This is a genomic window from Mucilaginibacter dorajii (genome assembly GCF_024808255.1).
Classification (GTDB): Bacteria; Bacteroidota; Bacteroidia; order Sphingobacteriales; family Sphingobacteriaceae; genus Mucilaginibacter; species Mucilaginibacter dorajii.
The window spans coordinates 187,173-201,310 of record NZ_JANTYS010000007.1 but is presented as its reverse complement, the minus strand read 5'-3'; the positions used below and the strand labels follow the sequence as shown (position 1 = coordinate 201,310).

At 42.2% G+C, this 14,138-nt stretch carries 11 protein-coding genes; 7 read left to right on the top strand and 4 right to left on the bottom strand.

Annotated elements, in window-relative coordinates; translation table 11 throughout:
• Positions 1–159: 159 nt before the first annotated feature.
• A complete protein-coding gene (locus FHS10_RS11660) occupies positions 160–1,572 on the bottom strand; it encodes a DUF4419 domain-containing protein (protein ID WP_259090686.1) in 1,413 nt (470 codons plus the stop codon).
• Positions 1,573–1,747: 175 nt separating this feature from the next.
• On the opposite strand from FHS10_RS11660, the gene FHS10_RS11655 reads away from it, so the two are divergent.
• From FHS10_RS11655 to FHS10_RS11630, 6 genes are all read left to right on the top strand, one after another.
• Positions 1,748–2,521 carry an ABC transporter ATP-binding protein gene (locus FHS10_RS11655; protein WP_259090685.1) on the top strand — a complete coding sequence of 258 codons (774 nt, stop codon included), beginning with the start codon at positions 1,748–1,750 and terminating at the stop codon, positions 2,519–2,521.
• Positions 2,522–2,572: 51 nt separating this feature from the next.
• Complete coding sequence (locus FHS10_RS11650) at positions 2,573–4,264, top strand: hypothetical protein (protein ID WP_259090683.1); 1,692 nt, start codon at positions 2,573–2,575, stop codon at positions 4,262–4,264.
• A gap of 132 nt (positions 4,265–4,396) precedes the next feature.
• On the top strand, positions 4,397–7,009 hold the full coding sequence (locus FHS10_RS11645) for a T9SS type B sorting domain-containing protein (RefSeq protein WP_259090681.1): 2,613 nt from the start codon (positions 4,397–4,399) through the stop codon (positions 7,007–7,009).
• A gap of 219 nt (positions 7,010–7,228) precedes the next feature.
• Positions 7,229–9,181: a glycoside hydrolase family 127 protein gene (locus FHS10_RS11640; RefSeq protein WP_259090671.1), complete on the top strand. Its 1,953-nt coding sequence runs from the start codon at positions 7,229–7,231 to the stop codon at positions 9,179–9,181.
• Between the two features lie 105 nt (positions 9,182–9,286).
• Positions 9,287–10,300, top strand: coding sequence for a c-type cytochrome (locus FHS10_RS11635; protein WP_259090669.1), 1,014 nt, complete (start codon positions 9,287–9,289; stop codon positions 10,298–10,300).
• A 4-nt stretch (positions 10,301–10,304) separates the two neighbouring features.
• On the top strand, positions 10,305–10,760 hold the full coding sequence (locus FHS10_RS11630) for a DsrE family protein (RefSeq protein ID WP_259090666.1): 456 nt from the start codon (positions 10,305–10,307) through the stop codon (positions 10,758–10,760).
• A 4-nt stretch (positions 10,761–10,764) separates the two neighbouring features.
• Here FHS10_RS11630 and FHS10_RS11625 read toward each other — a convergent pair whose 3' ends face one another.
• The 3 genes from FHS10_RS11625 to FHS10_RS11615 form a co-directional block, all read right to left on the bottom strand.
• Complete coding sequence (locus tag FHS10_RS11625; RefSeq protein ID WP_259090663.1) at positions 10,765–11,325, bottom strand: hypothetical protein; 561 nt, start codon at positions 11,323–11,325, stop codon at positions 10,765–10,767.
• A gap of 183 nt (positions 11,326–11,508) precedes the next feature.
• A complete protein-coding gene (tatA, locus tag FHS10_RS11620; RefSeq protein WP_259090661.1) occupies positions 11,509–11,691 on the bottom strand; it encodes a twin-arginine translocase TatA/TatE family subunit in 183 nt (60 codons plus the stop codon).
• A 198-nt stretch (positions 11,692–11,889) separates the two neighbouring features.
• Positions 11,890–13,227, bottom strand: coding sequence for an OmpA family protein (locus FHS10_RS11615; RefSeq protein WP_259090659.1), 1,338 nt, complete (start codon positions 13,225–13,227; stop codon positions 11,890–11,892).
• 226 nt (positions 13,228–13,453) lie between these two features.
• Here FHS10_RS11615 and FHS10_RS11610 point away from each other — a divergent pair, with 226 nt between their 5' ends.
• Positions 13,454–14,137, top strand: coding sequence for a 3-keto-disaccharide hydrolase (locus FHS10_RS11610; RefSeq protein ID WP_259090657.1), 684 nt, complete (start codon positions 13,454–13,456; stop codon positions 14,135–14,137).
• Position 14,138: the final 1 nt, after the last annotated feature.

The window sequence follows — 14,138 nt, the reverse complement described above, 5'->3', positions numbered from 1 at the left end:
ATTTTGTTATTTTCCTATGGTGTAATGGTAGCACTTCTGATTCTGGTTCAGACAATCGTGGTTCGAGTCCATGTGGGAAAACTTAACGGGACACTATCAGATTTTGATCAGTTGTCCCGTTTTTTATTGCCTTAAATTTCTACTTATAAAGAATCGCTATTACTTTGAGTTGATAAACAGCGTTGTTGTAGCGGGGAATAAATCCCGTATTCTTTTTTCTTCCTCGTTGGTTACTTTGCCGTATAAGTTAAGGTGATCTATCTTTACATTATGTATTTCGTCAGGGATATTAATTTGATCTGTAAAATAAAGCGTTAAAAAATGTATTGGGCCGAGGGATAAAAGTTGCGGCGGGAAATTTTTTACGTTCAGCGTTATTCCACCCCACTTATTGATACTTTCAGCGCCTTTCTTCAAGGCCGACAATGTTGCACCATCGGCAGAATTGTCTTTTTTTCTGATCATCCAGCCAATCTCAGGCTTCAGCATAAAGTCGCTCTTGTTTTGCTTTAATCCCACAAAACCGGCCCAAAGTTCCAAAGGAGTGGTCACGAAATTTCCATTCCCGTCGGCTGCCTTGTAATCTATATCAACCTTTACAATTTCGTCGGGCAGTGTTGCCATCATCGATAACGAATCCAGGTCATTTCGGTGCCCCATTTTATTATAAGGGAAAAACTTTACTACCCAGCCATCAACAATGGTTGGCGCGCCGCAGTCTTTCTTTGAATGGTATTTAAACATGGTTTGCCAAAACGCTTTGTTTACATTACCGTTTGATGCAGCTACAAATTGTTTTAATACAGGTTCCATTTTGTCAACCCACCAATCGAGTTTATATTTTCGCAACCGTTCAGTTTTTTCTAAAACTTTTTTCCAATCCTCCGGGCTGCCGTTCAGTGTTATTTTAGGTATACCGCACCCGATATAAATAACTACAAAATCAAAATACGATTTCATTGCGTTCATCATTGTTATTTGCGATGCCATTTTGGTAATGGGCGTTGTGGTACTAAAGTTTGCGTTTAAGTTATCGGATAGGTCTTTCCCGGTATATTCATCAATTTGGTTGCCAAAATCGGGGAATATCTCTTCCCAGGGACTATTAGGATTATCCAACGTTATACTGCCATTAGTTACCACCAGTGCCTGTTTTCCCTTAAAATCAGTAAAAAAATGGCGTAAACTATCTGCATTGTTGTTTATATGATTGGCAAAGCCCTGGCAAATCAGCAGCCATACCATATCCGGGGATAGGGTAAACGGCCGGTGTTGGGCGTAAGCATTATACATGCCTTCAAAAAATGGGTGATAACCAAAACTTACTAAACTGTCGGTAATTTTGCTTTTCGCAACAATGTTAAAAGATGGGTCTGTATGCTTAGTATTTTGCGAATAGCCTGATATGCCATTATCTTCCCTAATCAGTCCTTTTAATATTTCTTCATAACTTTTAACGCGCAACGGCTCTGTTGGCTTTGTTAAATTTTCAACAGCAATAGTGATTGACTTTTGCGCCACGCCTGTTAAAGCGGCAGCTAAGAATAGGAGTAGTAAGGAAAGAAATTTCATAGGAATTCAGGTTTAGTCGATATAGAACGGTTGGTTGCAATCATTATTACTTTCGTAATTACGTTAGCTTTTCATTTATAGATATGTTTATAAATGAAAAGAATAAATATATTATTGTCATCCATCATACCAGTTACTTTTTTTGCTAATTTACGGGGCATTGTAATACATACCTATGTCTGATCAACCCCTTATTCAAATTAGCAATTTAACCAAGTCGTACGGCTCCAAATTAGTATTAAAGGGGCTTTCCCTCGATATTTATCCGGGGCAGGTAATTGGTTATATAGGCCCAAATGGCGCCGGTAAATCAACCACGGTTAAAATACTTACCGGCCTAATCCCCGATTTCGAAGGCGAAGTTATTGTTGATGGCTTTAACATGGCCACCAACGCCCTCGATATTAAAAAACTGATAGGTTATGTGCCGGAGAATGCCGAGATCTATGACGTGCTTACACCCATGGAATACCTTGATTTTATAGGTAAACTATATGGAATGGAAGAAAAAGTGCTGAATGACAGGGCAAGAAGACTGCTGACGGCCTTTGGTCTGGGAACCAATGGCGACGATAGGATGGATACCTTCTCTAAGGGGATGAAACAAAAAGTATTGCTTATATCGGGCATAATCCACAATCCTAAAATCATCATATTAGATGAACCTTTATCCGGCCTTGATGCCAACGCAGTGATCATGATCAAAGAACTGATCATGCGTTTATCGCAGGAGGGTAAAACCATATTTTATTGTTCGCATATGATGGATGTGGTTGAAAAAGTATCAGACCGGATCCTGCTCATTAACAAAGGCGAGATCATAGCCGATGGTACGTTTGAGTCATTAAAACAAAACCATAGCGATACGCTGGAAAGGATTTTCTCCAAACTTACCGGCAGGGATGATTCCAATACCGAAACCGACGCTATTATCAATGCATTTGATTAATCAATTTGCCGTCTGCTAAAAATGAATGATGTTCTTTTAATGCTTTTATCAATGGATAAGCTGCTTTTACGTTTGGTGTCTCTTTTTTACCCTGTTTTGGCCAAAACAGGCGTCGATACGCAACAACTTGATGAAATACTGCGGGTAAAAATATTGATGGACAACCGCAGGCCCAAAGCTATGTTCGCGGTGCGTAAGGGAGCTAAAAATGATGGAAAGCAATCGCCCTGGCTTGTTAGCTTTGTAACGTTGCTGATGGGCTTTTTTATTGGTTTACTGCTTACGCTAAACCAAAAGCCCTACGTTGGCGAAACCTATTATTTTTTGGTGTTTATGGTGCTGATGGCACTAACCCTCATCTCTGATTTTACCACGGTGCTGATAGATACCCGTGATCAGTTCATTTTATTGCCACGCCCGGTTAGTGATCGCACCATCGCGGTATCGCGCATTTTGCATATCAGTATTTATGTGTTAAGACTGGCCTTGATCCAGGGTTTTCCCGCGCTAATCATCGTAGGTTTTGTTGATGGTATTTTTGCGGTACCATTGTTCTTTTTCCAGATATTGGAAGCTACCTTTCTGAGCATCTTTTTGGTGAACGTCATCTACCTGCTGCTCATGAAATCGGTAAGCCCACAGCGGTTTAAGGATGTGATCAGCTATTTTCAGATTGCGTTTTCTGTGATGATCTTCGCGGCTTATTATTTGTTGCCAAGGCTGATCAATGTATCGGTTTTAGGCAATGTTGATCTGCTGAGCCATTGGTGGGCTTATTTATTGCCCCCGGTTTGGATAGCCGCTTTAAACGAGTCGCTCATTCATGCATCGCATGCAAATTACATCACGCGTATATTGGCAATCATTGGTTTTACACTGCCTTTTGCGGGCCTGTGGTTTGTAGCCAAAGTATTGGCGCCGGGCTTTAACAGGCGTTTGGCAATCATTGCTACATCAGATGGTAACAGCAACGCCGGCACCGAGGTAAAAAAAGCTGGTAAATTTAGCCTGATATCTAAATTGGCTAATTTTTTAGCGCCAGACCCCATTGAAAATGCCGGCTTCCGGATCACCTGGAAATTGGCCGCACGCATCCGCGAATTTAAAATGAAGGTGTACCCGGCTTTTGCTTATGTGCCTATCTATTTTTTATATTTTGCCTTAAACGGAAAGGGGGATAGCCTTATCGACCGTTGGAATAAGTTGCAAAACGGGCACAACTACGTGTTCCTGATTTACCTGTGTACGTTTATCCTTTCTTCAATATTGATGAACATTTCCATGTCAGAAAAATACAAATCGGCCTGGGTTTACTATGCCTTGCCTGTTGATAAGCCCGGCAAAATTTTATCGGGCATGTATAAAGCTATTATTACCCTTTATTTTTTACCGTACTGCCTGGTTTTAAGTATTGGCATTGTAATTATATGGGGGCCGCAGGCAATCAACGATATTATCCTTGCCTTTTTGGTAAGCCTCATTTACGGCATACTGATGGCCTTGTTTATGGTAAAAGGCCTGCCTTTTTCAAAGCCAGTAATTGTAAAGCAAGGTGGTGGCAAAATGATCACCTCTTTACTGATCCTGGCATTTATTGGTGCCATAGGATTTGGCCATTACTTTTTAATGCGCTGGGAAATGGCCGTGTGGATAGCCATAATACCCGCCTTGCTTATTAATTGGCTCATGTTCAGGTACTATAAAAGACAAACCTGGGATAATATCGAAATGACGGAGATTTAAGCCAGGGATTATCATCTATTTCTCAAAAAAATGAATAACTCGAACACGGTTAAAACGGGTAAAAAAACTCATCTTTAAGTATCTATTAGTTAGTTGTTTATCCCTGTTCATTTTTTTTGACAAAGGGATAAAATGTTTGCAACTTGCTTTTTTACCGGTAACCATATAAAAATACCTAAGCCTGGTTTGGTAAAGCTTGTGATAGGGCTTACCTTAACGGGGATGCTTGTGTTGTTTTTATTAGGCGTTGCCAATGCCCAGGCCCCGGTAATTAGCCCCAAAAGCCATCTTGTTTTTACGTTGGATAGTACAGGCACCCGGATTTTGCAGCCGGCAGACCTGGTTACAGTTGGGGGAGGGGCCAATTCTTTGCCATTTGTGAAAATCAGCCCCAATATTTTTGATTGCTCATCCTTAGGGAAACAAACTATAACTGTTACAGCAAGTAATATAAGTTCATCCCCCAATGATGCCAATAACACCGCTACTCAAAAAGTTGATATTACTATTGCCAGCACCCCAATATTTGCCAATTACGATGATGTTATACTAACTGCCGACCTGGATTGCAAAGCTGTTATCCCGGATTACGCGTCAAGCGCGCAGGTAACGGATTTGTGCCCTAATGTGTTGCTTAGTGTTACGCAGGAGCCTGTGGCGGGCACTGCCCTCACGGTAAATAAGCCGGCTACCATAAGCCTTACCGCCCGCGATAAGTACGGTGGGGCTGCAACTATCTTTTTTTCGGTTACCTCGTTCAGTAAACCTGTTATTGATCCTGTAAAAACACCCATTACGTTTAAACTGGATGAGAATGGCAATTACGATATTAAACTAAGCGACCTTGCCGGGGTAAGCACCTGCGATGACGGAGACATTACCACTACCATAAGCCCGCCGAATGTAACTTGCGCCGATGTTGGCAAAACAAGCATTACGCTTACCGCAAGTACCTCAAGACCTAACCCCAGGGCAGTTACCTTTAGTGTACCTACTGATGTGGTTACCGATGCACAAGGTAACTTATACATAGCCGATGGTTACAGTTGTAAAATACGAAAAATAGCTACAGATGGTACCGTTACAACCTTTGCAGGTGGCGATTGCGGTTTTGCCGATGGCATTGCGCCCCTGGCCAAATTTGGCGTTTTAAACGGGCTTACTATTGATCCCCTGGGGAATTTATATGTTGTTGATAAAAATAGCCGCATCCGCAAAGTAACCACCGATGGCACTGTTACCACTTTGGCGGGTAACGGACAAGATAAATCTGTTGACGGGATTGGCGCGGCGGCCAGTTTTCGTGACCCGCGTGGAATTACTATTGATGCCGCGGGTAATTTATTTGTAACCCAGGGGACGGACTACCTGGTACGAAAAATTTCGCCCTTTGGCACGGTCACTACGGTAACGCCGCCTGCTTCGGCCGCCAAACTGTACGTTCCTACAGGGATCACAGTAGATGCCGCAGACAATTTATATGTTACTGATTTTAGCAGCGCGATAAAAAAAATAAACACCAAAGGCGATGTCACTATTATTGCAGGCCACAGCGGAAACGGTGCCGATGATGGAAAGGGTACCGCCGCAAGCTTCAATAATCCTAAAGGCATTACATTTGATAAGCACGGCGATTTGTATGTTACCGATTCTGAAAACAACACTATCCGCAAAATAGATCCTTTAGGCAACGTAACCACGCTTGATCTGTACATAGCAGGCACCGGTAATAAGGCGCTTTTAAACAACCCCGTAGGTATAAAACTGGATCTGTTTGACAACTTTATCGTTGTAGATTCCTACAACGAACGCCTGGTGCGTATTACGCCAACCGGCGATTTAACGCTCATTACCGGCAATGGGGTAGTAGGTAATCATAATGGAAATGCCAACACGCCGCCAACGGTAGGCATCGAAACTACGATGTCGTTCCCGGTAACGGTTGAGAATTCCCTGGGCTCAGATCTTCCCGCCCAAATTGTAACACCTGCGGTTACGGTAAGTCCGAAAAATGCAACAGCCTGCGCCGGCGATCCGATTTCTTTTAATGCCACTATACAACCCACAGATGCCACCGTAAAATTCCAATGGTTGGTTAACGGCGTTAAGGCCGGTACCAATAGCGCTGCATTTACATCTACAAAACTTAGTGATGGCGATATCGTAACGTGTATCACCTCAAATAATGTAAGCTGTATCCTGCCCAAAAGCAGCGATCCTATCACGGTACATATTGACCCTTTGCCTCAAATAAGCTTTCCCGATAAGTACGTCATCAAACCCGGAAAGGACATTCAGCTGCAACCCGTAATAACGGGCGATATCATGAGCTATCACTGGTCGCCATCATTGGGGTTAAGTGATACTACCATAGCCAACCCCATTGCAAGCCCTTTGGTTACCACGGTTTATCACCTGCAGGCTACTTCCACATCTGGCTGTACTACCGATGTGCCGGTTACCGTTAATGTAGTCGTGCCTATTGATGCCCCCAATAGTTTTAGCCCCAATGGCGATGGTGTTAACGATTTTTGGGAAATAAGTTCGCTGCAATACTATCCTAATTGCCTGGTGGGCGTGTACAACCGTTACGGCCAGGCCGTTTTTTATTCCAAAGGTTACCATGTTCCATGGGATGGCCGTTTCAATGGCGCTCCATTGGCCGAAGGAACTTATTACTATATCATAGCGCCTAATAATGGAACAATGAAACCCGTAAGTGGGTGGGTGATGATCATCAGGTAAGGACATTACAGAGTTTTACGTGACCAGGGGTTGGATAGATAAAATTTAGGGCTGAAATCAATAATTGCACCTATGAACTGTTGATGAGATTATGTTCCAAACACATAATAAACAATTGGTCAACGTAATAAAAAAGTATAGTAAAGGAAAAAAGCGTATTATAATCATCGGTAAGTTATATGTAGTTTAGTGTGATTTATACAATTATTCCATACCGCCATGTTACGTAAGTTTGTTTTTTACCCAATATTTTTTGTTGCGGCTATATGTTGGTTTCTTTTACCCACTAAAGGTTTAGCACAGTCTGCCATTCAGTCTTTTAAACTACAGGATATTAGGCTTTTACCAGGTGTTTTTAACGATGCGCAGCAAACCGATCTTAAATATATGCTGGCATTAGATCCCGACCGGCTATTGGCACCTTATCTGAAAGAGGCAGGCTTAAAACCTTTAAAGCCCAATTATGGTAACTGGGAAAATACCGGGCTGGATGGCCATATTGGCGGGCACTACCTTTCGGCTTTATCATTGATGTATTCGGCTACCCAAAACACCGAAACAAACAGGCGGCTGGATTACATGCTTGCACAACTGAAAAAATGCCAGGATAAGATAGGAAGTGGTTACCTTGGAGGCATGCCTGGTGGCATTGCCATGTGGAAGGATATTGAAGCCGGTAAAATTGTAGCCGATACGTTTGCGCTTAATAAGAAATGGGTGCCGCTATATAATCTTCATAAGCTGCTGGCCGGTTTACGTGACGCTTATTTAATTGCCGGAAAGTCCCAGGCTAAATATATATTATTGAAGCTAACGGATTATATAGACGGGATTTCGCGCAAGTTAACCGACGCTCAAATTCAAACCATGTTGATTTCAGAGCACGGAGGATTAAACGAGGTATTTGCAGATGTATCGGTGATTACGCATCAGCAAAAGTACCTTACCCTGGCGCGCAGATTTTCGGATAAGCAAATTTTAGATCCTTTAATCCTGAAACAAGACCACCTGAACGGCCTTCACGCCAATATGCAAATTCCAAAGGCTGTAGGTTTTCAACGGATTGCAGAAGTTGGCGGTGACGAAAACTATGGTAAGGCCGCCGCCTTTTTCTGGGAAACGGTAGTTAATAACCGTACAGTAGTTATAGGTGGCAACAGCGTTAATGAGCACTTTAATCCCACGGGCGATTTTTCAAAATTAATTACCGACGTTGCTGGCCCCGAAACATGCAACTCTTATAATATGCTGAAGCTAACCCGGCATCTTTTTGAACAGCAGGGTGAGGTTAAGTATATGGATTTTTATGAACGGGTTTTATACAATCATATTTTATCGAGCCAGCATCCGGTACATGGGGGCTTTGTTTACTACACCTCTATGCGGCCGCGCCATTACCGGGTATACTCGCAGCCGCAGGTAAATATGTGGTGCTGTGTAGGCTCGGGCATGGAAAACCATGGCAAATATGGTGAAATGATTTATAGCCATAACGAGAGCGATGTATATGTAAATCTATTTATCCCATCCCGCCTCAAATGGGCTTTGCAGGGTTTAATACTATCGCAAACCACTAAATTTCCGGATAATGAAATCACCAAAATCTCAATCGATGCGGCAAGGCCGAAACCTTTCAGCATTAAAATAAGATACCCCAATTGGGTACAACCAGGTACCCTGGCAATTAAAATTAACGGCAAGGCTATCACGGTAGATGCTAAACCGGGCTCATACGTAAATTTAAACCGCAAATGGAAAAAGGGCGATTTTATTGAAGTGAAAATGCCAATGAAAATAACTACTGAAGCATTACCGGATAGCTCACATTACATAGCATTTTTGCACGGCCCTATAGTTTTGGCTGCAAAAACAGATACCACCGATTTAGATAACTTAATTGCCGACGGAGATCAGTTTGGCGGATACCGTGCCAGGGGGAAATTATATCCCTTAAGTGACGATCCGGAATTGGTGATGAATAACACCGATCTTTCGCAAGTCCTGAAACCTGTTAAGGGAAAGCCACAAACCTATTTAGCTCCGGAATTAATTGCACCTGATAAATTTAAAAAACTGGAACTTATTCCGTTTTACAAATTACATGATGCCCGGTATATGATTTATTGGCACCAACAATCTTCAAAACCGCAGGTAAATCAAAAAGGGGAATAACAAGCTTTATTTTGTGTCTGGCTGGCGCGCATATAGTAGTTGTTGTTTACTTTTGATAAAATAAAAAGGTAATAATACCTGCTATCAGTTACTTGTACCTATATTATGCAGTTGCCAAAACAAAAAGAGACGGTCAAAGCATCGAGGCTTATGCTTTGTGTTCTGTTGGCTATTTTAATATGTGCAGGTGGTTTGATGGGATGTTTTAACCACCCCAATGATAGTTCTCCATTTGCAATAGAAGATAAACCAATCGCCTGGAAAGCCCCTGATACCAGTAAAATACCTGCGGGAAAAGACGGTGAGTTGATTCGTTACGGCAGAGAACTTATAGCTCATACAGCTCAATATCTTGGCCCCAAAGGTAGCGTTGCCCAAATTACTAATGGTATGAATTGTCAAAACTGTCATCTTGATGCTGGTAACCGTTTGTTTGGGAACGATTATGCGGGTTTTATCGCCAGCTATCCTAAAATAAGTAACAGATCGGGCAGGGTAGAGCTTGCTTCACAACGCATTACCGAATGTTTTGAACGGAGTCTTGGTGGCACCGCCCCCGATACTTCAAAAAAGGAAATGAAGGCGATATTGGCCTACATGGCCTGGGTAGGTAAGGATGTAAAAAAGGGTCAAAAGGTGTATGGGACAGCTACCTCAAAGCTGCCGTTTATGGATCAACCTGCTAACCCGGTTAAAGGAAAAAATGTATTTGTGACCAAATGCGCCAGCTGCCACGGCCAAAACGGCGAGGGAATGCTTGCTGTTAATAAAACATCATATACTAACCCGCCTTTATGGGGTAAAAGCAGCTATACCGATGGCGCGGGGATGTACCGTGTTATTAACCTGGCCGGTTTTGTAAAAAACAATATGCCTTTTGGGGCTACCTATCAAAACCCGCAGTTAACAGATGAAGAAGCCTGGAATGTGGCGGCCTTTATTAATTCGCAACCCCGGCCGCATAAAGATCAACATGAGGACTGGCCGGTTGTTGATAAAAAGCCCATTGACTTTCCTTTTGGGCCGTATCCTGATCATTTCAGCGAACAACAGCATAAATATGGTCCGTTTAAGCCAATTAAGGACGCTCAAAAAACGCAATCAATTTTAAAAACATAAAACCATGAAAAAGTATACCTTCATTTTAGCGGCATTAATGCTGATGGGATTTGTTAACAAAGTAAAAGCCCAAACAGATCCGGCTGAATTTACCGGTGCTACCGCCAAATTAAAGCATTACGATGCGTTGTATATCCTTAATTCGGCCGATGAGAAAAAGATCAAAGGCACGCTTCGCAACATGGATAATGCTTTGGAGGATCCCCGGTTAAAGGGAAAGCTGCATCTTGAACTGATTGTTTTTGGCGATGGTGTAGCCGTATACATGAAATCGGGCCTGTTTGAGCAATCTTTGAAAGATCTGCAGGCCAAAGGTGTGGTATTAGCCCAGTGCAGCAACACGGTAAGGGAACGCAAAATAGATAAGAACGACTTATTCCCTTTTATCTCTTATGTGCCAAGTGGCAATGGCGAAATCATTATTCGCCAGTATGAAGGCTGGGCAGTGGTGCATCCGTAATAGGTTATTTAATAACCGGACTATCTTTAAATCTTCTGCGGTACCTTTCTATCAACATTTGGGTTTGTTGCCCTTTTGTAGCAGCCGCGTGGCTGGCTATTAAGGCTCCGCCTTGCACGGTAGCGCCAATTACAACGCCTGACGATAGCAAAACAAGGTTTTTGATAATATATTGGCCCAATAATGTAGGCACAAATATGTTCACCGTCCAGGTTTCATGAGGAAAGAAAAATAGGGGCAGCAGGGTACCTGCCATTTGAAAATAAAGCAATACCAGGGTAAAGCTTAACCAGCGTTTGGTAATGAGCCCTAAACCAATAGCGCATTCCCAACAGGCCAATATAGGGAGCGATACCGCGGGCTTTACATGTCCAAAAGTTAATTTAAGAATGGTTTTACCTGCAATGACTTCAGCAGCGCTCAGGCCTGGGAAAAATTTGAGTACGCCAAACCATATAAATACAATGCTCAGGCATACCCTTAGTATATCCAAACCGTTACGGGCCTTCCATTCAACCATCATGGTTTCGGTATTCCTCACAAATTTAATGAAGCGGATGATCATAGCAGATGTTTACCTATAGATACGAAACCACTTGATTTACAGCCTTTAAAATTGGGGAGGATACTTACTCCATGTAGCTATGGTTTACTCTCAAGTGCGCTGAAAAACCTTTTATCAGCAAAAAAGCCCAACACTACTGTCGGGCTTGTTAAAATACCTGGGATCTCACAACCCAAATAAGATTTAAGCTTTTTGCTCTTCAATCTTTATTGGCGCAGGAACTTTCTCTTCCTGGTTTTGCGAGTCTTTAAACTCTTTCATGCCTTTGCCAAGGCCCTGCATAAGTTCGGGTATTTTTTTACCGCCAAATAATAACAAAATGGCTACGAGTATTAAAATGATTTCTGGTGCTCCAAGTCCGCCCATAAGATGATGATTTAATATATGATGATGTAATGAATGATTTAATTATTGTTTAACGGCTGTACAAGATTGATTCCTGTTATATTGATAAATAACGATAAAAAGAACAGGCCGGTTTTAATGTTGGCAACTAAATGCTGTTCATAAAAAAAGAGGCTGTGCATTACGCACAACCTCTCATACACGGGTAATTTATTAAGATTATTTTTGTTTGAACTGAACGCGGCGATTTTGCACACGACCATCTTCTGTTGAATTATCAGCAATCGGGTTGTTTTCGCCAAAGCCTTTTACTTTCACTTTTTTAGCATCAACACCGGAGTTAACCAGGTAAGTTTTTACTGAGTTAGCACGATCTTTTGATAGTTGTAAGTTGTGGGCAGCAGTACCTTCGGCAGATGCAAAACCGTCAACTTCAACTTTTTTACCTGATGATCTTAAATCGGCGGAGGTAGCATCCAATACCGGATACGATGAAGTGCGTAATACCGAGCTGTCAAATTCAAACTGGATGTTTGAATAAGCGGTAGCCGGGGCTTTCATAGCCATAGTAGTATCTGGTTTAGGGAACACAATAGCGCAACCAGAACCATCAACAACAGTACCGGTAGGTGTACCCGGGCATTTATCAAACTGATCTGCAACACCGTCGCCGTCCGAATCTTTTTTCAAATCGCTAACAGCACCTTCAACAGTACCAACACGGGTTTTTAAAACTTCAACTTCCTGGCGTAAAGCAGCATCATACAATTCATCATACATCATGGCTACCGGGTTTACCCACTCTAAGTTCTGTTTTGACTTTGAACCTAAGGTAAATTCTAAACCACCGTGAGTATAAGAGTAGTGGCTAAAATTAGGATAAGTACTTACGCCAGAGAAAGCATAACCTTGTACAAAGTTTACAGTGTAACCAAGGTTTAAAGCAACCGCGTCGCTCAAACGGAATTTAACGCCTGCGCCAACCGGGGCAAATACTTTACGGGTAGTTTCGGCCGGGCCAAATGTGCCGCCGCCGCTTGCTGCATCTTGTGTTACGCTTTTGGTTTTGTAAAAATCTAAACCTGCACCTGCCGATCCATAAAAGTTAACGCTGTTTTTACGGTGTAAAAAGCTTACGCTGGCAATATTGAATACCGCGCTTAATGATCCTGCATTGTAATCGGTTCTGTATTCGGTAATACCGTATTTGCTGGTACCTGCTTTGTCAATACCATGAACTTTACCGCCAAAGTAATCAAGCTGTAAGCTAAAGGTATGTGATAGTTGTTGCCTTAATGAAGCACCATAACCCAAATCAACCTTGAATTTGTTGGTGGTGTTAATTGAAAACGGAACAAGTCCATCGGTAATACCTGCATTGATACCAATGCTGAAGGTATTATACTGACCAATGCCGCCAAATATTTTAGCATTTGACGTTCCTGACGACATGGTGCTCATTGTTTTTGTGGTGTCGGTTTGCGCATTAGCCATACCTGCTGCCAGCAGGGAAGCAAACGATAATGCGAGTGTCTTCTTAAATGTAGAGTTATTCATAGTTGTGGGTTAATTTTACTTTATCTGACATTTTTATTACAATGTCATATGCTGCAACTTCAGGATAGGATAAAAGTTTTCCCAGCAGGAAAAGTATCTTACGCTAAATCAGAGTGAAGTATTCGCTGACAGTAAATTCCAGTAACAACTGATTGATTTCCAATCTTCCGGAAAATATTATCTACATTAGTATAACCAACTGTAAAACCATTTACATCCATTTGTTATGATCAAAAAACACCTCCAAAAAGGCGGTATTGCCTGCGCATTTTTAGTTTTTTTATTTGCTGCAGCTAACGTAGCGGCACAAAGTAATGATGGCTGGCGACAGCTTTTTAATGGTAAGGACCTTAACGGCTGGAAACAGGTAGGCAAGGGTAGCAGATATGTAAAAGATGGCCTGACAGGCAGCCACGGCGGCATGGGTTTATTGTATTGGACAAAAGAAAAATTCAGCAATTGCACCATCCGTGTGGTTTATAAAATGCAAAAGTTTAACAGCAACTCGGGTGTATTTATCCGCATACCGCTGGAGCCAAGGGAAGAATGGATGCCGGTATTTTACGGCTACGAGGTACAGATAGATAACCATCCCGAAACATCAAAAGAGGATGATTATCATATTACCGGTACATTATATTCATTAACCAAACCTTTGGCCAAGCCAGGTAAACCCGGCCCTGAATGGAACACCATGGAAATTACTTTGGATGGCCCACGCACTATTGTATATGTGAATGGCAAAAAAGTTACCGATTATAAAGAGGGTGACCCAACGCCCGCCCGCAAGTTTGACTTTGAGCCTTTCAGGGGCATACGCCCTAATGAAGGGTACATCGGTTTACAAAACCATGGCGACGATGATGTGGTATTTTTTAAAGAAGTTGCTGTAAAATCATTGCATAAATAAC